Origin of the sequence: Leclercia barmai (genome assembly GCF_049312895.1) — a bacterium.
Lineage (GTDB): Bacteria > Pseudomonadota > Gammaproteobacteria > Enterobacterales > Enterobacteriaceae > Enterobacter > Enterobacter barmai.
In genome coordinates this window covers 64130-87383 of record NZ_JBMNWZ010000010.1, presented here as the reverse complement: position 1 = coordinate 87383, position 23254 = coordinate 64130, and the positions used below count along the sequence as shown (strand labels likewise).

The window sequence follows — 23254 nt, the reverse complement described above, 5'->3', positions numbered from 1 at the left end:
CGCTTCGCTTTTTCGCTGCGGCGCGGGGTGTGCATATTACGCTTTCCCGCTTCAGAGTCAAGCAATTATTTTTGCTTTTCTCCGTGAGGTTCTTATCGAACCCCGCTGACCCGGCGGCTTGTTTGCCGTTGTTCCGTGTCAGTGGAGGCGCATTATAGGGAGTTATCTGACGGTGACAAGCATAAATCTTAAAAAGTTTTCCGTTCGATTACTTTTCGACCTTTACGTTTATTAAAGCCGCGACATGCGGGTTAATTGCGCAATTTCCCGGGCGAAACTGGCGACCTGTGACCAGTCGGTGTAGACCACTTCTTTACGGGTATCCGTTTCTCCGCCGGTCATCTTCATAATAAGACGGATCATAAAGCGATCGTACCAGCGATAGCGTGGGTAACGCAGGGCACCGGCAAAGACAGCGCAGGCAGCTGGCTTCCAGGGGGAGCTCAGCAAAAACTTGCGCGTATAGCTGTTGGTTTGCGGCGTACGCTTTTCCGCTTTACGTGCCACCAGGTTCACCGAGTAGAAAGCGCCCGGCAGGCTGTTCAGCGTTGCCGTATGTTTTTTCACAAAGCGATCCACCGCCGGATGGAAATGGCCATAACGAATGGAGGCGCCTATCACCACGCGGTCATACTCCTGCCACGCAATCTCTTCGGTGCGGTTCAGATTGATGACATCTGAATAGATACCCTGCTCTTTTAACTCCGAAGCCAGAAAGGCGGCAATCTCCCGCGTCTGCCCGTCGCGCGTTGAAAATAGAATTAATGTTTTCATAACGGTTCCCTTATTCGCGCCAGAATGTTGGTGTAAAGAGGACCAACAGCGTAAAGACCTCAAGACGTCCGAACAGCATGTTAGCAATCAGGATCCACTTCGCGACTGGATTCATGCTGGCAAAGTTGTCTGCAACCACGCCAAGACCTGGCCCCAGGTTGTTCAGTGTGGCGACAACGGAGGCAAACGCCGAGAAGTCATCGACCCCCGTCGCGATAATCGCCAGCATGCTGACAATAAAGACCAGCGCGTAGGCGGAGAAGAAGCCCCATACCGCTTCCAGAATACGTTCCGGCAGCGCGCGGTTACCCAGCTTGATGCTGTAAACCGCATTCGGGTGGACCAGACGTTTCAGCTCGCGGTTCCCCTGTTTAAACAGCAGCAGGATGCGGATCACCTTCAGGCCACCACCCGTCGAACCGGCGCAGCCGCCGATGAAAGCCGAACAGAGCAGCAGGACAGGCAGGAAGAGCGGCCAGCGCGCAATACTGTCGGTGGTAAACCCTGCCGTGGTCGCCATCGACACGACCTGGAAGAACGCCTGGTTAAGAGTAGTGAGCGCCGAGTTATAGACATCGTGTAGCCACAGCACCAGGGTACAGATAGCCACCAGCGTCAGCTGCACGCCGATAAACATGCGAAATTCCGGGTCGCGCCAGTACACCTTCAGGTTACGGCCGCTTAATAAAGAGAAGTGCAGGCCATAGTTACAGCCGGAGATCAGCAGGAAGACCGCAATAATGGTGTTGATCGTCGGGCTGTCAAAGTAGCCAACGCTGGCGTCATGGGTAGAGAACCCGCCAATAGCGATGGTGGCAAAGCTATGGCCGATAGCATCAAAGGCGGGCATCCCGGCGAACCACAGCGCCAGCGCGCAGGCCACCGTCAGCAATACATAGATAAGCCATAACGTTTTGGCCGTCTCGGCAATACGCGGGCGCATTTTGTTATCTTTCAGCGGCCCCGGCATCTCGGCACGATAGAGCTGCATCCCCCCGACGCCCAGTATGGGCAGGATAGCCACGGCCAATACGATGATCCCCATACCGCCGAACCACTGCAGCATCTGCCGGTAGAAGAGGATGGCATGGGGTAACGAGTCCAGCCCCACCAGCGTCGTGGCCCCGGTTGTTGTCAGGCCAGAGAAGGATTCAAAAAACGCATCCGTAACGCTCAGGTTGGGTTGTTCGGAGAAGATAAAGGGCAGCGAACCCACGCTTCCCAGTACGGTCCAGAACAGCACCACGATAAGGAAACCTTCGCGGGATTTCAGCTCCCCTTTCTGACGACGGTTAGGCCACCACAGCAGGGAACCAATCATCAGCGCGACAAAAAAGGTCTGCGTAAAGGCGCGGCCCGCACCATCCCGATAAATAAGCGCCACCAGTCCAGGGAGGATCATCGTCCCGGAAAAAAGTATGACCAGCAATCCAACGATTCGGGTTATGGCACGAAAATGCATCTCTGCCGCTTCCTTAGGTATTCAAAAGTAAGGTGGGGATTATTCTTCAATCGGCCGTAATTGCAACGAACCACGACTAAAATCAGCCAGTTTTGCTGAGAATGCCGGAAGCGACGCCTGGGGTAGCGCCACCCGCAATTGCACCATCGCCTGGTAATCACTGTGCACGATCAGGCCCTGATACTGCTTCAGCAACGCTTCGATGCCGGATAACTGGGCGTAATCGCACAATAAAGTATATTCGGTAAGTGGTGTTTTGCGGAGGGTAGTCAGATGATTCAGCGCCTGCTGGACCCCACCGCCATAGGCCTTGACCAGCCCGCCCGTTCCTAACAGTACGCCGCCGTAGTATCGCACCACGACGGCGGTGATTTCGCCAACGCCGCTGCCCATTAGCTGAGAGAGCATGGGTTTGCCCGCCGTGCCCGCCGGTTCACCATCATCCGAGAAGCCGAGTTTTTGAGAGTCGTCAGGCGGCCCGGCCACCCATGCCACACAGTGGTGGCGGGCGTCAGGATGTTCCGCGCGTACCGACTCAACAAAGGCTTTTGCCGCCTCCACGCCGTCGGTATGGGCCAACAGCGTGATAAAACGACTTTTCTTAATCTCTTCCGTAAAGGTGACCGGCGCTGCCGGTATGAGCCAGCTTTCCATTACGCCAGCTTCAGGTCTCGCGTCATGTTTTCAGTACCGTTTTCGTGGATCACCACGTTATCTTCGATACGGATCCCGCCAAACGGCTTCAGCGCTTCAATCTTCTGCCAGTTGAAGTGTTTGCTGAACTGCCCTTCACGCCACGGTGCCAGCAGCGACTCAATAAAGTAGATGCCCGGCTCGATGGTCAGCACCATGCGCGGCTGCAGGATGCGCGTACAGCGCAGGTACGGATATTTGGACGGCGCTGCCAGATGCGTACCGGTGTCATCCTGCATAAAGCCTGCGGTGTCGTGTACCTGCAAACCCAACGGGTGACCGATGCCGTGCGGCATAAATGGCCCGGTCAGGTCGTTTTCCACCATCGCCTCTTCGCTCATATCGCTGACGATCTGGTGCTTACGCAGCAGCTTCGCAATGCGTTGATGGAACTGGACATGGTAATCCACGTAGCTTACGCCCGCCTTCATGGTGGCGATCAGGGCCAACTGCTCGTCGTTCACGTCTTTGATAAGCGCAGCGAACTCGGTGTCGCTGTTTCCGGCCCAGGTACGGGTGAGGTCAGCGGCATAGCCGTTATATTCCGCACCGGCATCCAGCAGGAAGCTGCGCATTTCGGACGGCGCGCGGTGATCGAGTTTGGTGTAGTGCAGCACCGCCGCGTGCTCGTTCAGCGCCACGATGTTGCTGTAAGGAACGTCGGTATCACGATGGCCGGTGGCCGTCAGGTAGGCCTGGTTAATATCAAACTCGCTCATGCCGGACAGGAAGGCTTCATGCGCCGCACGATGGCCGTTCACCGCGGTTTTTTGCGCTTCACGCATGCACGCCAGTTCATAGTCGGTCTTATAAGAGCGGTAGTAATGCAGATAGTCGATAACGCCTTTCGGGTTGATGTTATCCGCAGCGATCTCCAGACCGCGCGCGCGTTCAGGCACCGGGCCAATATAGGCGATGTTGCCGCGTGCTGCAGGTAACTGGCTGCCAATGCCGTCAGCTTTCGGCAGGGCAATCACCTCGACTTCGTCCGTCCAGAAGGAGGTCGGCAGCGGTTCCACGTTGTGCCAGTAATCCACCGGCAGGTAGAACCACAGTTTCGGCTTGTTCACGCCATCCACCAGCAACCAGCAGTTGGGAACCTGCGTAACCGGCACCCAGGCTTTAAATTGCGGATTCACCTTGAAGGGATAAGCATGATCGTCGAGGAAGACATTGAACAGCTCGCCGGAGTGGATTAGCAGGGCATCCAGCTTAAAGCGAGCCAGTACGTCGCGGGTACGTTCCTGTAAGGTAACAATATGATTTTTGTAGAGCGCGGCCAGTGAGTCCATCATTATTCCTTTCGTTTTGACCTCAAGTCTCCGCATCTTAGCACACCTCAGAAAGGCTGCGTGATCTTCACCGAGCGTGATCGGGCCTACAATTATTTAATGACTAATTTGCATTTCATTAACACAAAACCCACACTCCGATTCATCTGGTATGACCAGATCCAATTGCTGGATTCAGGAGACTGACATGCTCTACAAAGGCGACACCCTGTACGTAGACTGGCTGGAAGGTGGCATTGCCGAACTGGTATTCGACGCCCCCGGCTCAGTGAATAAGCTGGACACCGCAACCGTGGCCAGCCTTGGCCATGCTCTGGACGTTCTTGAAAAACAAACCGATTTAAAAGGTCTGCTGCTGCGTTCCGAAAAAGCGGCATTTATCGTCGGCGCGGACATTACCGAATTCCTCTCGCTGTTCCTGGTGCCTCAGGAGCAGCTGAGCCAGTGGCTGCATTTCGCCAACAGCGTCTTTAACCGTCTGGAAGATCTCCCGGTCCCGACGATTTCCGCAGTCAATGGCTATGCGCTGGGCGGCGGCTGCGAATGCGTACTGGCCACCGATTACCGTCTGGCGACGCCGGATCTGCGCATCGGCCTGCCGGAAACCAAACTGGGCATTATGCCGGGCTTTGGCGGCTCGGTCCGTCTGCCGCGCCTGCTGGGTGCCGACAGCGCCCTTGAGATCATCGCCGCCGGTAAAGATGTCGGTGCCGATCAGGCGCTGAAGCTCGGTCTGGTTGATGGCGTGGTGAAGCCTGAAAAACTGCGCGAAGGGGCAGTGGCGATCCTGCGCCAGGCAATTAACGGCGATCTCGACTGGAAAGCAAAACGCCAGCCGAAACTGGAGCCACTGCACTTAAGTAAGATTGAAGCCACCATGAGCTTCACCATCGCCAAAGGCATGGTGATGCAGACGGCGGGTAAACACTATCCGGCGCCTGTTACGGCGGTGAAAACCATTGAAGCTGCTGCAAAACTGGGCCGTGACGAAGCACTGAAATTAGAAAACCAAAGTTTCGTCCCGCTGGCTCACACTAACGAAGCGCGTGCTCTGGTGGGTATTTTCCTCAACGACCAGTTCGTGAAGGGCAAAGCGAAGCAGCTCACCAAAAATGTCGAGACGCCAAAACAGGCCGCAGTGCTGGGCGCAGGCATCATGGGCGGCGGCATCGCATATCAGTCCGCCTGGAAAGGCGTGCCTGTAGTCATGAAAGATATCAACGACAAATCGCTGACCCTGGGCATGACCGAAGCGGCCAAGCTGCTGAATAAACAGCTGGAACGCGGCAAGATTGACGGCCTGAAGCTCTCCGGGGTGATCTCCACCATCCATCCGACCCTGGAATACAGCGGGTTCGATCGCGTGGACGTGGTTGTTGAAGCGGTCGTCGAAAACCCGAAAGTGAAAAAAGCGGTGCTGGCGGAAACAGAAGAGAAGGTGCGCCCGGATACCGTGCTGGCGTCCAACACCTCGACGATTCCCATCGGCGAACTGGCCAGCGTCCTGAAGCGCCCGGAAAACTTCTGCGGGATGCACTTCTTTAACCCGGTGCACCGCATGCCGCTGGTTGAAGTGATCCGCGGAGAGAAAACCTCCGATGAAACCATCGCCAAAGTGGTGGCGTGGGCCAGCAAGATGGGCAAAACCCCGATTGTGGTTAACGACTGCCCGGGCTTCTTCGTCAACCGCGTGCTGTTCCCGTACTTTGCCGGTTTCAGCCAGCTGCTGCGCGACGGGGCTGACTTCCGCAAGATCGATAAAGTGATGGAAAAACAGTTTGGCTGGCCAATGGGCCCGGCCTATCTGCTGGACGTCGTCGGCATTGATACCGCCCATCACGCCCAGGCGGTGATGGCGGCAGGTTTCCCGGAGCGGATGCAGAAAGATTATCGCGATGCTATCGACGCGCTCTTCGAATCCAGTCGCTACGGTCAGAAAAACGGCCTCGGTTTCTGGCGTTATAAAGAAGACAGCAAAGGCAAGCCGAAGAAAGAGGAAGACGCCACCGTGGATAGCCTGCTGGCAGACGTCAGCAACGCGAAGCGCGATTTCAGCGACGAAGAGATCGTTGCCCGCATGATGATCCCGATGGTCAACGAAGTGGTGCGCTGTCTCGAAGAGGGCATTATCGCCAGCCCGGCGGAAGCCGATATGGCGCTGGTCTACGGCCTGGGCTTCCCTCCGTTCCACGGCGGCGCGTTCCGCTGGCTGGATACGCTCGGCAGCGCCCGCTATCTGGATATGACGCAGCAGTACGAGCATCTCGGCCCGCTGTATCAGGCTCCGGAAGGTCTGCGTAATAAAGCGCGTCACAACGAAGCGTACTATCCCCCGGTTGAGCCTGCCCGTCCGGTTGGCGCACTGAAAACGGCTTAAGGAGTCACAATGGAACAGGTTGTCATTGTCGATGCAATTCGCACCCCGATGGGCCGTTCGAAGGGCGGCGCATTTCGTCACGTGCGTGCGGAAGATCTCTCCGCACATTTAATGCGTAGCCTGCTGGCGCGCAACCCGGCGCTGGAGGCTACCGCGCTGGACGATATCTACTGGGGCTGCGTGCAGCAGACCCTGGAGCAGGGCTTCAACATCGCCCGTAACGCCGCGCTGCTGGCGGAAATTCCGCACTCGGTACCGGCTGTCACCGTCAACCGCCTGTGCGGTTCGTCGATGCAGGCCCTGCACGATGCGGCACGCATGATCATGACCGGCGACGCGCAGGTGTGCATGATTGGCGGCGTGGAGCACATGGGTCACGTGCCGATGAGCCACGGCGTCGATTTCCATCCCGGCATGAGCCGCAATGTGGCAAAAGCCGCGGGCATGATGGGGCTGACGGCGGAGATGCTCTCCCGCCTGCACGGTATCAGCCGCGAAATGCAGGACAGCTTTGCCGCCCGCTCGCACGCCCGCGCCTGGGCTGCGACGCAGTCCGGCGCCTTCAAAAATGAAATTCTGCCAACCGGCGGTCACGACGCCGATGGCGTGCTGAAGCAGTTCTACTTCGACGAAGTGATCCGCCCGGAAACCACCGTCGAAGCGCTCTCGACACTGAAACCGGCCTTTGATCCGGTGACCGGCACCGTGACGGCGGGCAGCTCTTCCGCCCTGTCTGATGGTGCAGCCGCTATGCTGGTGATGAGCGAAAGCCGCGCCCGCGAACTGGGGCTGACGCCGCGCGCCCGTATCCGCTCGATGGCGGTAGTGGGCTGCGATCCGTCGATTATGGGTTACGGCCCGGTACCGGCGTCGAAGCTGGCGCTGAAAAAAGCCGGGCTTACCACCAGCGATATCGACGTTTTCGAGATGAACGAAGCCTTCGCCGCGCAGATCCTGCCGTGCATTAAGGATCTGGGACTGATGGATCAGATCGACGAGAAGATTAACCTCAACGGCGGTGCCATCGCTCTGGGTCATCCGCTGGGCTGTTCCGGGGCGCGTATCAGCACCACGCTTATCAACCTGATGGAACGCAAAGATGCCCAGTTTGGTCTGGCGACCATGTGTATCGGGTTGGGTCAGGGGATCGCGACGGTATTTGAGAGGGTGTAACACCGAGAAAGGTATCTCAAAGCCAATGGCGTCAGAACAAGGCGGCAAGCGAACGAATCCCGATGAGCTTACTGAAGTAAGTGATTCGGGTGAGCGAGCGCAGCCAACGCAGTTATGGCGTCATTGGCGAAGAGAGACAGTTTAGTTGCCGTTTTCCCGCCTGTCAGGGGCGGGTTTTTTTCGTCTCAGATAAACGCAAACGCGTCGCCAAACAGACGATCTTCACGCGCGCCACGCTCGTTGCAGAACAGGTCGCGGGCAATTTTCGCCATCTCGAAACGACCGGCAATATAGATATCGTGGTTTACCAGAGTGCCATGATCCTGCAGTACCGCCGTTAACACGGTGCCGCTGCGACCGCGCCAGCCCTCTTCCGGCTGCTCCACCACTGGCTCAACGCGCAGGTTAGGATGGGTCACGCTCAGCGCTTCCAGCTCGGAGAGATCGTAAAGGTGCTTCGACTCACGGCCACCCCAGTAGATGGTGATATCGCGGTCCGGGTTACGCGCCAGCGCCGTCAGCAGGATGGAGCGCGCGTAGGAGAAACCGGTGCCGCCGGCAATCAGGATCAGCGGACGCTCTTCATCATCGCGCAGCCAGGCTTCCCCGTGAGGGATATCAATCTCGATCTCGTTCTCTTTCAGAATGCGATCCATCACCGCCATCGCATACAGGTTGAGCTCTGACGCCCCAATGTGCAGCTCGATAAACTCTTGCTCGTCCGGCGTGGAGGCCATTGAGAAAGGACGCTTATCCCGCTCATCCATCACCACCATCAGATACTGGCCAGCGCGGAAGGAGAACGCCGATTCAGGTACTAAACGGACGCGATATACAGTGTCGGTGATAGCGTCTACCGAGGTCACTTTACAGCTTAAGGTTGTCATTCGCTCTCTCTGTCAGTCGGTAAGTCTATAAGGCTTAACGGTCGGAATCCGGCGTACCGTTATTCATTATGGCCAGTTCATCCCAGATCGCGTCAATTCGCGCAGTCACCTCAGGATCCTTTTTGATCGGTCGACCCCATTCACGTTGGGTTTCGCCGGGCCATTTATTGGTGGCATCCAGTCCCATTTTTGAGCCAAGACCGGAAACCGGCGAGGCAAAATCCAGGTAATCAATCGGCGTGTTTTCAACTAACACGGTATCGCGTGCCGGGTCCATACGGGTGGTGATGGCCCAGATAACGTCATTCCAGTCACGGGCATTGACGTCATCATCGCAAACGATCACAAACTTGGTATACATAAACTGGCGCAGGAAAGACCATACGCCCATCATCACCCGTTTTGCGTGACCCGCGTACTGCTTCTTAATGGTCACCACCGCCAGGCGATAAGAGCATCCTTCCGGCGGCAGATAAAAATCAACAATTTCCGGAAACTGCTTTTGCAGAATAGGCACAAACACTTCGTTAAGCGCCACGCCGAGTACGGCAGGTTCATCCGGCGGACGTCCGGTGTAGGTGGAGTGGTAAATTGCATCTTCCCGCTGGGTAATGTGCGTCACGGTAAATACCGGGAAGTTGTCAATTTCATTGTAATAGCCGGTGTGGTCGCCATACGGCCCTTCCGGAGCCATCTCACCCGCCTCGATGTAGCCTTCGAGGACAATTTCGGCGCTGGCGGGCACTTCCAGATCGTTAGAAATGCACTTCACCACTTCGGTTTTGGTGCCGCGCAGTAACCCGGCAAAGGCGTATTCGGACAGCGTGTCCGGCACCGGCGTCACCGCGCCGAGAATGGTGGCCGGATCGGCACCCAGCGCTACGGATACCGGGAAGCGTTCGCCCGGATGCGCCGCACACCACTCCTGGAAATCAAGCGCGCCGCCGCGATGCGACAGCCAGCGCATAATGAGTTTGTTCTTGCCGATCAGCTGCTGACGGTAGATTCCGAGGTTCTGGCGCTCTTTATGCGGACCGCGCGTCACGGTCAGACCCCATGTGATCAGCGGGGCGGCGTCTTCTGGCCAGCACTGCATGATCGGAATACGCGTCAGATCGACCGCATCGCCTTCCACAATTTTCTGCTGGCAGGGTGCGCCGCGCAGACGTTTGGTCGGCATGTTCAGCACCTGCTTAAACTGCGGCAGCTTATCAAAGAGATCGCGCAAACCTTTTGGCGGCTCAGGCTCTTTCAGAAAAGCCAGCAGCTTACCCACTTCACGCAACGCGCTGACATCCTCCTGGCCCATGCCCATCGCCACACGCTTTGGTGTGCCAAACAGGTTACAAAGCACCGGCATGGTGTAGCCTTTCGGGTTTTCAAACAGGAGCGCGGGCCCACCGGCACGGAGGGTGCGGTCGGCAATCTCTGTCATCTCCAGATAAGGATCGACAGGAAGGGTAATACGTTTGAGTTCGCCCTGCTTTTCCAGCAGTTCCAGGAAATCGCGTAGATCGTTGTATTTCATGCAGTTAGTCAAGCTCTCTCTGTAAGCGTTTCATTATACGGCGTAAGACTGCGTGATGCTGTATTTTTGTTAAATTAGCGTGAAGATTCATGCCTTCTTCTGCGTACTGCCATTATAATCAGCTTAGCGATCCCGCCAGGGTTTTGATATGCTTGCCGGCATAACAAGCGGAAAAGAGTCATTATGCAGGCCTGGTATTTACTGTATTGCAAGCGCGGGCAACTTCAGCGTGCTCAGGAACATCTGGAACGCCAGGCGGTGAACTGCCTGACGCCCATGATCACGCTTGAAAAAATGGTCCGCGGTAGACGCACAACGGTCAGCGAGCCGCTGTTCCCGAACTATCTGTTTGTTGAATTCGACCCCGAAGTGATCCACACCACCACCATCAATGCGACGCGCGGTGTCAGCCACTTCGTGCGCTTTGGCGTGCATCCGGCTACGGTGCCCTCTTCCGTCATCCACCAGCTCTCGGTCTATAAACAGCCAGAAGACATTACCGATCCTGATACGCCCTTCTCCGGCGATGATGTGGTGATCACCGAAGGAGCGTTCGAAGGGCTGGTGGCGATTTTCGCTGAGCCGGACGGTGAAGCCCGCTCCATGCTGCTGCTGAACTTACTGAATAAAGAAGTGAAGCAGAGCGTGAAAAACACCAGTTTCCGCAAAGTTTAAAATTCAACGCCAAACAGACGGCGCACGTTGTCATCCGTCTGCGCCGCCAGCCACTGCGCATCCTCTGTGCGCCAGTGCGCAACCCGCTCAAGGATATGCCCTAAATACGCCGGTTCGTTGCGGCGTGATGCCGGTTTGGGGCTGAGATCGCGCGGTAGCAGGTATGGCGCATCGGTCTCAATCAGCAGACGATCGGCAGGAATGACCGGCAGCAGCTCGCGTAACTCCAGCCCGCGTCGTTCATCGCAGACCCATCCGGTTATCCCCAGATACAGACCGCGATCCAGACAGTCTGTCGCCTCCTGTCGCGTGCCGGTAAAACAGTGCAGCACCGCACCGGGCAGCTTATCCAGCCATGGCTCCAGCAGCGCCAGAAAACGTTCATGGGCGTCGCGGCAGTGCATAAACACCGGCATCCCCAGCTCCGCTGCCAGCGCAAGCTGGGCGCTGAAGGCGTGTTCCTGCTCGGCGGGAGTAGAGAAGTTGCGATTAAAGTCGAGGCCACACTCACCGATAGCCACCACTTCCGGCGAGGCGGCCAGTGCCCGCAGCCTGTCTGCGCTTTCGGCCGTCCATTGACTGCTGTCATGAGGATGGACGCCCGCCGTTGACCAGCAACGGTCGTAACGCTGCGCCAGCTGGTGCGCCTGCTCACTTTCATGCAGGTTGGTGCCCGTCAGCAGTAATCCGTTTACGCCTGCGGCGAAGGCCCGGGCGACGACCTCATCGCGATCCTGGGCAAACTGCGGGCTGGTCAGGTTCAGACCGATATCAAACATGCTCGCTCCCATATGACAACCGCCCTGGCGGGCGGTTGATATTACTCTTCTGACTCTTCCTCGTGATCTTCACGTCGCTTGCCGGTATAGAAGCGCGAGAAGAAGACACCCACCTCAAACAGGCAATACATCGGGATCGCCAGCAGGGTTTGCGAGAAAACATCCGGCGGCGTTAACAGCATGCCAACCACAAAGGCGCCCACCAGAATGTACGGGCGTTTTTTACGTAAATCTTCCGGGGTGGTGACCCCTACCCAGCAGAGCAGCACGATGGCAACCGGCACCTCAAACGCCACGCCAAACGCCATAAACAGCGCCATGACGAAGCTCAGATAGCTGGCGATATCGGTTGAAACCTGCACCCCTACCGGCGCGGTATTTGCCAGGAAGCCAAACGCCAGCGGGAAGACCACGAAGTAGGCAAAGGCCATGCCGATATAGAACAGCAGCGAGCTGGAGACCAGTAGCGGGATCACCAGACGGCGTTCATGCTTATACAGCGCCGGGGCGATAAAGGCCCAGACCTGATAAAGGATCACCGGCGCAGAGGCAATCAGCGATACCCAGAAGGTCAGCTTGATCGGCGTGAAGAACGGCGAGGCGACGTCGGTCGCAATCATGGTCGCGCCGAGCGGCATCTGCTTAATCAGCGGCGCAGAGACCACCTGATAGATGTCGTTGGCGAAATAGACCAGGCCTAAAAAAATGAGGCAAACCGCAATAATGCAGTTCATCAGGCGCTTACGCAGCTCGATCAGGTGCGTAATCAGCGGTTGAGTTTCATCTACTGCCATGTTTACGATTTATCACTCGACGAGGAGGACGGCTCAGCGGCGGGTGCAGGCTTTTGCTCTGCGGGCGCTGGCGTCGGTTCTTGTTTTTTGATCACCGGCTCTGAAGGCGTCTGTTCGGGCGCACTGGCCTGGTGTTCAGCAGTGGCAGGCGTCACGCCTTCGTGCTGCGCTTCGTTATCTTTGACCAGCGGATTGCGAATGGTATTGGCTTCATCACTCGATTTTTCCGGATCGTTGACGCTGTAGGAGCGCTTCATGGATTCCGCCGCTTCGCGCAGTTCGTCCATAGAGGCTTTGAGTTCCGGCGTCAGGTTATCCATGCTCGCCTTCTCTACTTTTTTCAGGCTATCCTGAAACTCCTGCAGCTTAAGCTCCTGCGCCAGCTCGTTCTGAACCGTTGTCGCCAGCGATCGTAGCGCGCGCACCCAGCCTGCAATTGTTTTGACTGCCACCGGCAGACGCTGAGGCCCCAGAACGATGAGGCCAATCACGAATACCAGCAGCAGTTCGCTAAAACCGATATCAAACACGTATTACACCTGCTCGTTATCGTGGCGTTTAGCATTTTCCTTTTTGACATCGTCTTGTTTATCGGCGATGGATTTAGCAGTGAAATCCGCATCCTGGCTGGATTTATCCTGCTTCTCGTCATCATCTTTGATCGCTTTCTTGAAGCCTTTAATGGACGCGCCCAGATCGGAACCGATAGAGCCAAGCTTTTTGGTACCGAACAGCAGCACGACGATGACGGCAATGATCACTAATTGCCAGATACTGATACCACCCATACATCTTCCTCAGTTGTAGATGATAAATTAATCAGGCCGCATTATACGTTATGCGGCCCTGCGATAGCGATGCAATTCAGCGCGTTTTACGCCATCCCGCCAGCCAGACCACCACGCCGCCGGCCATCAGCCAGGCGGGCATTAACTCCCAGTCAGGGCGGTTTATCAGCAACAGCGTGCCGCTTAACAGCAGCGTGGCGCCAATGCCAAACAGATATCGGGACTGGCCCTGACGCACGTGGTTGGTTTGCAGTTCGCGAGCAATTTTATCCACGCTGTGTTCCAGGTTCTTGCTCTGACGCAAACTGTCATACACCAGTTCCGGCAATTCGGGCATTTTTTCAATCCAGAACGGCGCTTTCTCTTTCAGGGAGCGGAACAGGGCAGGCAGACCCACCTGATCTTTGATCCATGACTCAAGGAAAGGTTTTGCCGTTTTCCATAAGTCTAACTGAGGATAGAGCTGTCTCCCCACCCCTTCAACGTAAAGTAATGTTTTCTGAAGTAAAACTAACTGCGGCTGCACTTCCATATTAAAACGGCGGGCGGTGTTGAACAGGTTCAGCAGCACATGGCCAAACGAGATCTCAGCCAGCGGCTTCTCGAAGATCGGCTCGCACACCGTACGAATGGCGAACTCAAACTCTTCGACGTTGGTATCCGGCGGAACCCAGCCGGAGTCGACGTGCAGTTCGGCCACTTTGCGGTAATCGCGATTAAAGAAGGCGATAAAGTTCTCTGCCAGGTAGCGCTTATCTTCTTTGTTCAGCGAGCCGACGATACCGCAGTCGATGCCGATGTATTGCGGATCTTCAGGATGTTCGTAGCTGACGAAGATGTTGCCCGGGTGCATGTCGGCATGGAAGAAGCTGTCGCGGAACACCTGGGTGAAGAAGACCTGCACGCCACGCTCTGCCAACAGCTTCATGTTGGTGCCCTGCTTTTCCAGGGTCGCGACATCAGAGACCGGGATCCCGTAGATGCGCTCCATCACCATCATGTCCTGACTGCAGTAGTCGGAATAGACTTCCGGCACATACAGCATCGGGCTGTTTTCAAAGTTACGGCGCAGCTGAATGGCGTTTGCCGATTCACGCAGCAGGTTCAGCTCATCAATCAGCGTCTTTTCATATTCGCGCACCACTTCCAACGGGCGCAGGCGGCGGCCATCCGGCAGCAGGCGCGGCACCCAGCGGGCGAGACGGTAGATAAGCTTCATGTCGGCTCTGATGATTGGCAGAATATCCGGGCGGATCACCTTGATGACCACCTCTTTGCCATTCTCTTTCAGCCGTGCGGTATGCACCTGGGCAATGGAGGCCGAGGCCAGCGGTTGAATGTCAAAATCATCAAACCAGCTCTCTACCGGGATATCGCCCATCGCTTTTTCGATCTGCTGCTTTGCCAGCCGACCGTCGAACGGGGCGACTTTGTCCTGCAGCAGGGCCAGTTGATCGGCAATCAGGGGTGGGAAGAGATCGCGGCGGGTCGAGAGCATCTGGCCGAACTTGATCCACACCGGACCCAGCTCCTGCAGCGCCAGACGCAGCCGCTCACCAAGCAGTTTGTCTTTATGACGATTTGGCATCCAGAAAAGCGTTTGCCGCCAGAGGCGCAGCGGCAACGTGATGCGCATTCGAGGGATCAACTCATCGAGCCCGTAGCTCAAAAAGGTGCGGATGATAAAATAGAGGCGCCGAATTTCACCTGGCGTCATTTGCCCTCCAGCTTTTCAAGCCGTTTTGTCAGTGCGTCAACCGAACGCTCAACCGCGGCGGTTTCTTCTGCAAACCATGCCGCTTCCAGCGGCCCGGGCGCCATGCGCCACTCTTCGGTAAGCACTTCCGCAGCATAGCGCTGCTGACGCTGAAGACCTTTCTTCAGAAAAGAGGCGCCGCCGCGCAGCACTTTACCGATCCCCTCTGCGGCAATATCGCCCGTCCAGGGGGCCAGCAGCTCGGCCGGGTCGAATTCCGCCAGATCGGCCAGCGCAACGAAGTTCTGCACCACCTGAATGTCGCCTTCAACCTCCAGCTCACCGCTGCGGATCAGAGCGGTGAGCTGCTGGCGATCGCGCAGTTTAGGCAGCGTGCTCATATGGGTGATAACGGAGCAGTCCGCCTCGCCTTCCCACTCGCCCAGCACGTCGAGTTGGCGCTCGCTGAAAACCAGCACCAGAGGGGTCGAAAACTCTTTTACCACCACCCGCAGCACCTTGCCGTTCAGCCGCTGACGCGCCGTTTTCAGCGCAGGTGAGCGATACAGAAAAGTATTGAGTACGTTCTCAACGCCCGCTGTGATCAAGGGTTTAAACGGCATTCGCCACCTCCACTCAGAACTTGTAACCGCGATGCAGCGCCACAACGCCCGCCGTCATGTTGAAGTAATTAACATTGTCGAAGCCTGCATCCTGCATCATGGCTTTCAGGGTGTCCTGGTTGGGGTGCATACGGATAGATTCGGCCAGGTAGCGATAGCTGTCGGCGTCGTTAGCCACCACTTCGCCAATGCGCGGCAGAATGTGGAACGAATAGGCGTCGTACGCTTTGCTCAGCGGCTCAATAATCGGTTTGGAGAACTCGAGCACCAGCAGGCGTCCACCCGGTTTCAGCACGCGGTACATGGAACGCAGCGCTTTCTCTTTATCGGTGACGTTACGCAGACCGAAAGAGATGGTGATGCAGTCAAAGGTGTTATCCGGGAAAGGCAGCGCCTCGGCGTTAGCCTGGACATATTCAACGTTGCCGACCACGCCGATATTGCGCAGTTTTTCACGACCCATTTTCAGCATGGAGTCGTTGATGTCAGCCAGCACAACGCGACCGGTTTCACCCACCAGACGCGAGAATTTCGCCGTCAGGTCGCCGGTACCGCCCGCCAGATCCAGCACGGTTTGCCCACGACGTACGCCGCTACAGTCAATAGTGAAGCGTTTCCACAAGCGATGAATGCCAAATGACATCAGGTCATTCATTACATCGTACTTCGCCGCCACGGAATGGAATACGTGGGCCACCATGTCAGCTTTCTGCGCTTTAGCGACAGTCTGAAAGCCAAAGTGCGTTGTGTCTTGTGAATCTTCAACCATCTCAGAGCCTGCTTATCAGTCAAATGTACGAGAAGTGTAACAGATTGGGCGCATTTGCCCTACGATTCAACCTCCCCGGGAATAACGCTCCAGGGGGTCTGCCGGTGCGTGAGCATCCGCTAAGGTGTTGTTTGTCTTTTGAACAGCCCCGTCACTGCGCAGCCGGTACTCTTCATCCTGCGCGGTGGCCTGTTCGACCAATTCCGGATTAATCTCGCGTTTAACTTCCACGCCAAGGCTGCGGAAGGATTCGGCCTGTGCCAGCAGGTTTCCGCGCCCGGACGCCAGCTTTTTCATCGCCTGGCGATAGTTCTCCTGGGCGCGATCCAGGCTCTGCCCGACCGAAGACATATCATCGACGAACAGGCGCATTTTGTCGTACAGGCGGCTGGCGCGATCGGCAATCTGCTGGGCATTGCGGCTCTGGTGCTCGTAGCGCCAGAGGTTGGCGATGGTGCGCAGCGCCACCAGCAGCGTGGTCGGGCTCACCAGCATAATGTTGTTTTTCAGCGCCTCGGAGATCAGCTCCGGCTGACGGTCCAGCGCCAGTAAGAAGGCCGGCTCAACCGGGATAAACATCAGCACGTAGTCCAGCGAACGCAGGCCGGGAAGCTGCTGATAATCTTTGCGCCCCAGCAGACGGATATGGTTACGCACCGAGGCGATATGCTCCTGCAGCGCCGCCTCGCGGGTGTAGTCGTCCTCGGCATTGAAGTAGCGCTCATAGGCCACCAGCGTCATTTTGGCGTCGATGACCACGTCTTTTTCCTGCGGCAGACGGACGATGACGTCGGGCTGCATTCGCGCGCGATTCTCCGTTTCAATGCTGACCTGGGTCTGGTATTCATGCCCTTCACGCAGACCGGAGGCTTCCAGCACGCGAGTCAGCACCACTTCCCCCCAGTTACCCTGAGTTTTATTGTCGCCTTTCAGCGCTTTGGTGAGGTTGATTGCCTCCTGCGCCATCTGGGCATTCAGCTGCTGGAGATTGCGGATCTCATGGGCCAGAGTGTGCCGCTCCCGCGCCTCCTGGCCAAAGCTGTCCTGCACCTGGCGACGAAAACCGTCCAGCTGTTCACGCAGAGGCGTCAGCAGGCCGTTCAGGCTCTGGCGGTTTTGTTCATCGACACGGCGATTGCTCTGCTCAAAAATGCGGTTCGCCAGGTTTTCGAACTGCTCGCTCAGACGCTGTTCGCTGTTGATCATCTGGCGGATTTTGTCTTCCGCATGCAGCTGGGTCGATTCCAGCCGGGTGGTGACTTCGCGCAGGTCGGCTTCCAGCGAGGTGTTGATATCCCGCAGATTGCGCAGTTCGTTATTGAGCAGCTCGCACTCGTCGCGCCAGTGCCCGCTTTGGGCAATGTTCTGTCGCAATGCGCTGAGATCGGCCACCATCTCTTCACGTTCGGCCAGCTGATCGGCTTTTTGCTGCGCATGCTGGTAGCTGGCGAACAGCCAGCCCACGCCGACGCTAACCAGCGCAATAACGGCATAAAAAAGGACAGAGATATCCACGACGCCCCCTGCATCAAGGTATGACCCGCACAAAATAGAATTGTGCTGTATAAACGTCCAGTTTGAAAAGAGTTTTCTGCGAGGCGTTACGCAAAGAAAAAGGCCGAACGGGTCGGCCTTTAGCGTAGAAAAGGGGAGAATTACAGCAGGCGGCGGGCCGCTTCCACCACGATTTTCACCGCGTGGCTTTCGGTCTGCTTCATGGTCTCGGCGTTCGGGATCTCTTGCTGAGTCCGGTTAACAATGACACCTGCAACCATACCGGCACGCAGACCCTGGCTTGCGCACATGGTCAGCAGCGTGGCGGATTCCATTTCATAGTTCATCACGCCCATGGACTGCCACTCTTCCATCGAGCCTTTGAAGCGGCTAACCACGCGACCGGAGAAGGTGTCGTAGCGCTCCTGGCCCGGGTAGAAGGTGTCAGACGAGGCGGTTACGCCAATGTGGGTGGTTGCGCCAACGGATTTCGCCGCTTCCACCAGCGCGGTGGTGCACTCGAAATCGGCCACTGCCGGGAACTCCATCGGCGCAAAGTGCAGGCTTGCGCCATCCAGACGAACGGACGCCGTGGTGACCAGCACGTCGCCAACGTTGATATGCGGCTGAATTGCGCCGGTGGTACCGATACGCAGGAAAGTACGGATGCCCAGCTGCGCCAGCTCTTCAACAGCGATAGAGGTAGACGGACCACCGATACCGGTTGAACAGACGATCACCGGTTTTCCGTCCAGCTCTGCGCGCCAGGTGGTGAATTCACGATGAGATGCCAGCTTAACCGGCTTATCCATCAGCGCGGCGATCTTTTCCACACGCTCTGGATCGCCAGGGACGATAGCGAGCGTAGCCCCTTGTAAATCGTTTTTAGTGAGGCCGAGATGAAAAACATCAGACTTAGACATAGAAAACTCCTCTGTGGGTCAGTTTGTCAGCAGAAGCAAAGCGGTACTTTACCGAAGCAAACAGCTTATTTTCGTGACAGACATCACCGGGAATGAAATTGATTGCAGTTAATTACCATAAAAAGGTGACTAACATCACATTAACAAGTTATATCGATCACGCTTGCACAAAAGATAGCCTGTTTCGGGCACTGTGGATTGATAACCTGCGGACTATATTTACCTTTGCGCTAATTGGTACGGAGAATGCCATGACTGGAAAAACTGGATTTGCACCTGCTGCTGACCTACAAACGTCAACCGTAGTCACCACCGCCGGCGATGCGATTTCCGCCGGAGAGACCTCCATTCCGACCCAGGGCGACAATATGCCCGCTTATCATGCCCGGCCAAAAGAGGCGGAAGGGCCGCTGCCGATCGTCATTGTGATTCAGGAAATTTTCGGCGTGCATGAACATATTCGCGACCTCTGCCGTCGTCTGGCGCTGGAAGGGTATCTGGCGGTCGCGCCGGAGCTCTATTTCCGTCAGGGCGATCCGAACGAGTACAGCGACATCCCCACCCTGTTCAGCAACCTGGTGAGCAAAGTGCCGGACGCACAGGTGCTGGCGGATCTCGATCACGTCGCCAACTGGGCAGCGCGCAATGGCGGCGATCCCCATCGCCTGCTGGCGACCGGCTTCTGCTGGGGCGGGCGTATCAGCTGGCTGTATGCCGCGCACAACCCGCAGCTGAAAGCGGCCGTGGCGTGGTATGGCAAGCTGGTCGGCGAGAAGACCCTGAATTCACCGAAGCATCCGGTTGATATTGCCACCGATTTAAACGCCCCCGTGCTTGGGCTCTATGGTGCCGAAGACACCGGCATTCCGCTGGATACCGTCGAGACGATGCGTCATGCCCTGCGGGCGGCAAACGCAACGGCGGAGATTGTGGTCTATCCGGGCGCGGGACACGCGTTTAATGCCGATTACCGACCGAGCTATCACGAAGAGTCAGCGAAAGATGGCTGGCAGCGAATGCTGGCGTGGTTCCGCCAGTACGGCGGTAAAAAAAGTTAAGCGGCTCACATTTCAATACGCAAAGAGACGTGACCGTTTGACTTTTAATCACAATCCGGACGATATAAAAACCACAGGCGTGTAACTACGATCCGTAGGCAAGACCTGAACCCCCTCTCCGTTTTCGAGCGCAGAGGGGGTTCAGGTCTTTTTTTTTGCTCTGGAGACAGGGGCCAGAACATGAACCACTTGCAAACAGCGCTGGAAATCATCGCCCAGGTCGGCGGTGCTGAGAATATCGAACATATCGAACACTGCTCTACCCGCTTGCGGCTGAGCCTGTATGACAATAACAAGGTCAATGAGACGGCACTGGCAAAGGTCGACGGCGTCCTGGGCGTGCGGGTGAACGTGCAGTGTCAGGTGATTATCGGTCATGACGTGGTGCAGGTTTTTGAAGCGGTGCGCTCGCTGGTGGGGTCGCCTCAGTCCGCAGGCCAACACGCGGCGGCTAAAACCTCGCGTGGCGCGCAGATTGTCGATTTCGTCATCAGCGTTTTTCAGCCGCTGGTGCCTGCCATTGCCGGTGGCGGCGTGCTGAAGTCGCTACTGCTGTTGCTGGACGTCATGGGCTGGCTCAGCCGCGACAGTTCAACCTACAAGGTGCTGGATAACATCGGCTCTGCGCCACTCTACTTCCTGCCCATTCTGGTGGCGATCACCACGGCGATGAAGCTGAAGGTGAACGTGCTGGTTGCCGTCTCGGCGGTCTCCGTCATGGTGCTGCCGGCAATGACCAAACAGCTGGCAGACGGCACGGCGTTCATGTCGTTTGATCTGCGCAACGTGGCCTATGCCTCGCAGGTCTTCCCCGCCATTCTGTGCGTACTCTTTTACGCCCAGACGGAAAAGCTGTTTAACCGCTATTCCCCCGGCGCGCTGCGCATTTTCCTCTCGCCGATGCTCTCTCTTCTGGTGACGGTCCCGGTCACGCTGCTGATCCTGGGGCCGCTGGGTTACGAGCTGGGTGCAGGCCTGGCAACGGTGATTTTGTGGCTGTACGGCAAACTTGGCTTTGTGGCAACCGGGCTGCTGGCCGCCGCCCTGCCCTTTATGGTCGCCGCCGGGATGCACAAGCCGATGCTGCCGTACGCCGTGGCCTCCATGAGCCAGTTCGGGCGCGAGATGCTCTATCTTCCGGCCTCTCTGGCGCACAACATTGCCGAGTCCGGGGCTTGTCTGGCGATTGCGCTCAAAAGCAAAGATAAGGTGCTGAAATCCACCGCCTTCTCCGCCGGGATCTCCGCGCTGTTCGGCATTACCGAACCGGCACTCTATGGCGTCACTTTGCTGAATAAAAAAGCGCTCTACAGCGTGATCCTCGGCAGCATCGTGGGCGGGGCATTTATCGGCTGGATGGCGATTGAGGCCTTTGCGCTCGTCGGCCCTGGGCTTGCCAGCATCTCGATGTTTGTCTCGCCGGATAACGCCATGAATATCGTCTGGGCCTTTGCCGGGGCAGGGTTATCTTTTGCCGTGGCGTTTATCAGCGCCCTGCTGCTCTGGCGCGATAAAGCGCCTGAAAAAAGCGACGCGCTGAGTTTCACCCGTCCGGTCGAGGGGCAAATCATCCCGCTTGAGAAGGTAAACGACGACGTTTTCTCCCGCAAGATCATGGGCGATGGGATCGCCATTATCCCTTCTCAGGGGGTGCTGCGTGCCCCGGCGAATGGAACCATCGTGAACGTATTTGAAAGCGGCCATGCGCTGAGCCTGCTCACCGATGCGGGCGTCGAGCTGATTTTCCACATCGGTATCGACACCATCAGGCTGCAGGGCGAAGGCTTTTCCCCACGGGTGGTGGAAGGCCAGCACGTAAAGAGCGGCGACACGCTGATTGAATTTTCTCTCGATACCATCACGGCCGCCGGGCTCGATCCGGTGGTGATGATGGTGGTCACTAACGGCGAACGCTTTTCGCTGACACCAGGTAATACCGACGATAAGAATCCAGACCCGCATATCATCATGACGCTTAAGGAGTCCGTGTAATGGAAAAATCCCTCCCGTTTCCGCAAGGTTTTTTATGGGGCGGCGCGATAGCCGCCAATCAGGCCGAAGGGGCATGGAATGTGGATGGCAAAGGGCCGTCCGTCGCTGACGCCATCACCTGGAAGCCCAACCTGTCCGTGAAGGATTACAGTGGCCATATGGCGCTGACGGACGAGAATATCCGCGACGCGTTTGAAGGTAAAAACGACGCGCGCTACCCCAAGCGCCGCGGCATCGATTTTTATCACCACTACAAGGACGACATCGCCCTGTTTGCCGAGATGGGCTACAGGGTGCTGCGCGTGTCCATCGCCTGGTCACGTATCTTCCCCACCGGCGAAGACAGCGCGCCCAATGAGGCGGGACTGCAGTTTTATGAAGACATGTTCCGCGAATTGCGTCGCCATAACATTGAGCCGCTGGTGACGCTTTCTCACTACGAGATGCCGCTGGCCCTGAGCGAAAAATATAACGGCTGGGTGCACCGCAACGTGGTGGATGCTTTCGTGCGCTTCAGCAACGTCTGTTTTGACCGCTACAAAGAGCTGGTGCGCTACTGGCTGACGTTCAATGAGATCGACAGTATCCACCGCCACCCGTTTACCACCGCGGGCATCCGCGAAGAGAAAAGCGCCCCCGGCAAAGCGCAGCAGGATATCTACCAGGGGCTGCATCACCAGTTTGTCGCCTCTGCGCTGGTGACACGCGACTGCCATGCCAAAATCCCGGGTAGCCAGGTCGGGTGCATGCTGACCAAGCTCACGACCTATCCCCACAGTTGTCGTCCCGAAGATGTGGAAGCGACGCTGAAAAAGAATCTGGAGAACTACTTCTACGCCGACGTTCAGGTATTTGGCGAATATCCGCCGTTGATCCTGCGCGATCTTGCGCGTCGGGATATCCAGATCCAGATGCAGGCCGACGATCGGCATATTTTAAAGGATCATACCGTCGACTTCGTCTCCTTTAGTTACTACATGTCGATGACCGAATCGACCCAGCCGGACGTTGAGCGCATCCCGGGCAATACCGTTCTCGGGGTGAAAAACCCCTACCTGCCCGCGTCCGAATGGGGCTGGCAGATCGATCCTGTCGGCTTGAAAATCTCCCTGCTGGAACTGTACGACCGTTATCAGAAGCCGCTGTTTATCGTTGAGAACGGCCTGGGTGCGAAGGATGTGGTCGAAAACGGCGAGATCCACGACAGCTACCGTATCGACTATTTCCGCGCCCACTTCGAGCAAACTTTGGCAGCTATTAATGAAGGGGTGGATGTGATGGGATTCACCACCTGGGGATGCATCGACATTATCAGTGCGGGCACCTCGCAGATGTCCAAGCGCTACGGTTTTATCTATGTCGATCAGGATGATGAAGGCAACGGCACGCTAAAACGCCTGAAAAAAGACTCCTTCTGGTGGTACAAAAAAGTGATCGCCAGCAATGGCGCAGACATGAGCTAACCGGCCATGCCGCA

General features: G+C 56.8%; 21 protein-coding genes. 6 read left to right on the top strand and 15 right to left on the bottom strand.

What is annotated here, in order from left to right; all coding sequences use genetic code 11:
• Positions 1-231: 231 nt before the first annotated feature.
• From hemG to pepQ, 4 genes are read right to left on the bottom strand one after another with little or no spacing between them, the layout of a single operon-like run.
• A complete protein-coding gene (hemG, locus tag ACOYA6_RS22580) occupies positions 232-774 on the bottom strand; it encodes a menaquinone-dependent protoporphyrinogen IX dehydrogenase (RefSeq protein WP_039031174.1) in 543 nt (180 codons plus the stop codon).
• Between the two features lie 10 nt (positions 775-784).
• Positions 785-2236, bottom strand: a complete 1452-nt coding sequence (gene trkH, locus ACOYA6_RS22575; protein ID WP_039031175.1) for a Trk system potassium transporter TrkH — start codon at positions 2234-2236, stop codon at positions 785-787.
• Between the two features lie 39 nt (positions 2237-2275).
• A complete protein-coding gene (locus ACOYA6_RS22570) occupies positions 2276-2890 on the bottom strand; it encodes an IMPACT family protein (protein ID WP_039031176.1) in 615 nt (204 codons plus the stop codon).
• Positions 2890-4221, bottom strand: coding sequence for a Xaa-Pro dipeptidase (gene pepQ / locus ACOYA6_RS22565; protein ID WP_039031177.1), 1332 nt, complete (start codon positions 4219-4221; stop codon positions 2890-2892). The genes ACOYA6_RS22570 and pepQ overlap by 1 nt, the downstream gene beginning before the upstream one ends.
• A 187-nt stretch (positions 4222-4408) precedes the next feature.
• Between pepQ and fadB the strand changes: the two genes are divergently transcribed.
• Together fadB and fadA are read left to right on the top strand one after the other, a co-directional pair.
• Positions 4409-6598, top strand: coding sequence for a fatty acid oxidation complex subunit alpha FadB (gene fadB / locus ACOYA6_RS22560; protein WP_422655453.1), 2190 nt, complete (start codon positions 4409-4411; stop codon positions 6596-6598).
• A gap of 9 nt (positions 6599-6607) precedes the next feature.
• Positions 6608-7771 (top strand): acetyl-CoA C-acyltransferase FadA, encoded by a 1164-nt coding sequence (gene fadA / locus ACOYA6_RS22555; protein ID WP_138370958.1) that lies wholly within the window; start codon positions 6608-6610, stop codon positions 7769-7771.
• A gap of 185 nt (positions 7772-7956) precedes the next feature.
• Here fadA and fre read toward each other — a convergent pair whose 3' ends face one another.
• Both fre and ubiD read right to left on the bottom strand, forming a co-directional pair.
• Positions 7957-8658 (bottom strand): NAD(P)H-flavin reductase, encoded by a 702-nt coding sequence (fre, locus tag ACOYA6_RS22550; protein ID WP_039031181.1) that lies wholly within the window; start codon positions 8656-8658, stop codon positions 7957-7959.
• A 34-nt stretch (positions 8659-8692) separates the two neighbouring features.
• Positions 8693-10186 (bottom strand): 4-hydroxy-3-polyprenylbenzoate decarboxylase, encoded by a 1494-nt coding sequence (gene ubiD / locus ACOYA6_RS22545; protein ID WP_422655452.1) that lies wholly within the window; start codon positions 10184-10186, stop codon positions 8693-8695.
• 183 nt (positions 10187-10369) lie between these two features.
• Here ubiD and rfaH point away from each other — a divergent pair, with 183 nt between their 5' ends.
• A complete protein-coding gene (rfaH, locus tag ACOYA6_RS22540; RefSeq protein ID WP_039031183.1) occupies positions 10370-10861 on the top strand; it encodes a transcription/translation regulatory transformer protein RfaH in 492 nt (163 codons plus the stop codon).
• Here the strand turns inward: rfaH and tatD are convergent.
• From tatD to udp, 9 genes are all read right to left on the bottom strand, one after another.
• On the bottom strand, positions 10858-11640 hold the full coding sequence (tatD, locus tag ACOYA6_RS22535) for a 3'-5' ssDNA/RNA exonuclease TatD (RefSeq protein ID WP_422655451.1): 783 nt from the start codon (positions 11638-11640) through the stop codon (positions 10858-10860). The two genes, rfaH and tatD, sit on opposite strands and share 4 nt — an antisense overlap.
• A gap of 41 nt (positions 11641-11681) precedes the next feature.
• Entirely contained in the window at positions 11682-12434 is a 753-nt protein-coding gene (gene tatC / locus ACOYA6_RS22530) for a Sec-independent protein translocase subunit TatC (RefSeq protein ID WP_039031185.1), read from the bottom strand.
• Positions 12435-12436: 2 nt separating this feature from the next.
• On the bottom strand, positions 12437-12964 hold the full coding sequence (gene tatB, locus ACOYA6_RS22525) for a Sec-independent protein translocase protein TatB (RefSeq protein ID WP_422655450.1): 528 nt from the start codon (positions 12962-12964) through the stop codon (positions 12437-12439).
• 3 nt (positions 12965-12967) lie between these two features.
• Positions 12968-13222: a Sec-independent protein translocase subunit TatA gene (tatA, locus tag ACOYA6_RS22520; RefSeq protein WP_039031187.1), complete on the bottom strand. Its 255-nt coding sequence runs from the start codon at positions 13220-13222 to the stop codon at positions 12968-12970.
• Positions 13223-13298: 76 nt separating this feature from the next.
• Complete coding sequence (ubiB, locus tag ACOYA6_RS22515) at positions 13299-14939, bottom strand: ubiquinone biosynthesis regulatory protein kinase UbiB (RefSeq protein WP_039031188.1); 1641 nt, start codon at positions 14937-14939, stop codon at positions 13299-13301.
• The gene (ubiJ, locus tag ACOYA6_RS22510) at positions 14936-15541 is read right to left on the bottom strand and encodes a ubiquinone biosynthesis protein UbiJ (protein WP_422655449.1); all 606 of its coding nucleotides are present in this window, start codon (positions 15539-15541) and stop codon (positions 14936-14938) included. The genes ubiB and ubiJ overlap by 4 nt, the downstream gene beginning before the upstream one ends.
• A gap of 13 nt (positions 15542-15554) precedes the next feature.
• Positions 15555-16310: a bifunctional demethylmenaquinone methyltransferase/2-methoxy-6-polyprenyl-1,4-benzoquinol methylase UbiE gene (gene ubiE, locus ACOYA6_RS22505; RefSeq protein ID WP_039031190.1), complete on the bottom strand. Its 756-nt coding sequence runs from the start codon at positions 16308-16310 to the stop codon at positions 15555-15557.
• A 66-nt stretch (positions 16311-16376) separates the two neighbouring features.
• Positions 16377-17825 (bottom strand): DNA recombination protein RmuC, encoded by a 1449-nt coding sequence (gene rmuC / locus ACOYA6_RS22500; protein ID WP_039031191.1) that lies wholly within the window; start codon positions 17823-17825, stop codon positions 16377-16379.
• Positions 17826-17965: 140 nt separating this feature from the next.
• Positions 17966-18727, bottom strand: a complete 762-nt coding sequence (udp, locus tag ACOYA6_RS22495; protein WP_138370961.1) for a uridine phosphorylase — start codon at positions 18725-18727, stop codon at positions 17966-17968.
• A gap of 251 nt (positions 18728-18978) precedes the next feature.
• Between udp and ACOYA6_RS22490 the strand changes: the two genes are divergently transcribed.
• From ACOYA6_RS22490 to ACOYA6_RS22480, 3 genes are all read left to right on the top strand, one after another.
• Positions 18979-19785, top strand: a complete 807-nt coding sequence (locus ACOYA6_RS22490) for a dienelactone hydrolase family protein (protein WP_039031193.1) — start codon at positions 18979-18981, stop codon at positions 19783-19785.
• Positions 19786-19965: 180 nt separating this feature from the next.
• The gene (locus tag ACOYA6_RS22485) at positions 19966-21777 is read left to right on the top strand and encodes a beta-glucoside-specific PTS transporter subunit IIABC (RefSeq protein ID WP_039031194.1); all 1812 of its coding nucleotides are present in this window, start codon (positions 19966-19968) and stop codon (positions 21775-21777) included.
• On the top strand, positions 21777-23240 hold the full coding sequence (locus ACOYA6_RS22480; RefSeq protein ID WP_422655448.1) for a glycoside hydrolase family 1 protein: 1464 nt from the start codon (positions 21777-21779) through the stop codon (positions 23238-23240). The genes ACOYA6_RS22485 and ACOYA6_RS22480 overlap by 1 nt, the downstream gene beginning before the upstream one ends.
• Positions 23241-23254 lie beyond the last annotated feature (14 nt).

Bases quoted from the DNA above. Each gene is read 5' to 3' on its own strand.
- ubiE (WP_039031190.1), bottom strand. From the start codon at position 16,310: ATGGTTGAAGATTCACAAGACACAACGCACTTTGGCTTTCAGACTGTC.
- ACOYA6_RS22480 (WP_422655448.1), top strand. From the start codon at position 21,777: ATGGAAAAATCCCTCCCGTTTCCGCAAGGTTTTTTATGGGGCGGCGCG.
- fre (WP_039031181.1), bottom strand. From the start codon at position 8,658: ATGACAACCTTAAGCTGTAAAGTGACCTCGGTAGACGCTATCACCGAC.
- pepQ (WP_039031177.1), bottom strand. From the start codon at position 4,221: ATGGACTCACTGGCCGCGCTCTACAAAAATCATATTGTTACCTTACAG.
- ACOYA6_RS22490 (WP_039031193.1), top strand. From the start codon at position 18,979: ATGACTGGAAAAACTGGATTTGCACCTGCTGCTGACCTACAAACGTCA.
- hemG (WP_039031174.1), bottom strand. From the start codon at position 774: ATGAAAACATTAATTCTATTTTCAACGCGCGACGGGCAGACGCGGGAG.
- ubiJ (WP_422655449.1), bottom strand. From the start codon at position 15,541: ATGCCGTTTAAACCCTTGATCACAGCGGGCGTTGAGAACGTACTCAAT.
- tatA (WP_039031187.1), bottom strand. From the start codon at position 13,222: ATGGGTGGTATCAGTATCTGGCAATTAGTGATCATTGCCGTCATCGTC.
- ubiB (WP_039031188.1), bottom strand. From the start codon at position 14,939: ATGACGCCAGGTGAAATTCGGCGCCTCTATTTTATCATCCGCACCTTT.
- ubiD (WP_422655452.1), bottom strand. From the start codon at position 10,186: ATGAAATACAACGATCTACGCGATTTCCTGGAACTGCTGGAAAAGCAG.
- fadB (WP_422655453.1), top strand. From the start codon at position 4,409: ATGCTCTACAAAGGCGACACCCTGTACGTAGACTGGCTGGAAGGTGGC.
- ACOYA6_RS22485 (WP_039031194.1), top strand. From the start codon at position 19,966: ATGAACCACTTGCAAACAGCGCTGGAAATCATCGCCCAGGTCGGCGGT.
- ACOYA6_RS22570 (WP_039031176.1), bottom strand. From the start codon at position 2,890: ATGGAAAGCTGGCTCATACCGGCAGCGCCGGTCACCTTTACGGAAGAG.
- rfaH (WP_039031183.1), top strand. From the start codon at position 10,370: ATGCAGGCCTGGTATTTACTGTATTGCAAGCGCGGGCAACTTCAGCGT.
- tatD (WP_422655451.1), bottom strand. From the start codon at position 11,640: ATGTTTGATATCGGTCTGAACCTGACCAGCCCGCAGTTTGCCCAGGAT.
- tatC (WP_039031185.1), bottom strand. From the start codon at position 12,434: ATGGCAGTAGATGAAACTCAACCGCTGATTACGCACCTGATCGAGCTG.
- fadA (WP_138370958.1), top strand. From the start codon at position 6,608: ATGGAACAGGTTGTCATTGTCGATGCAATTCGCACCCCGATGGGCCGT.
- udp (WP_138370961.1), bottom strand. From the start codon at position 18,727: ATGTCTAAGTCTGATGTTTTTCATCTCGGCCTCACTAAAAACGATTTA.
- trkH (WP_039031175.1), bottom strand. From the start codon at position 2,236: ATGCATTTTCGTGCCATAACCCGAATCGTTGGATTGCTGGTCATACTT.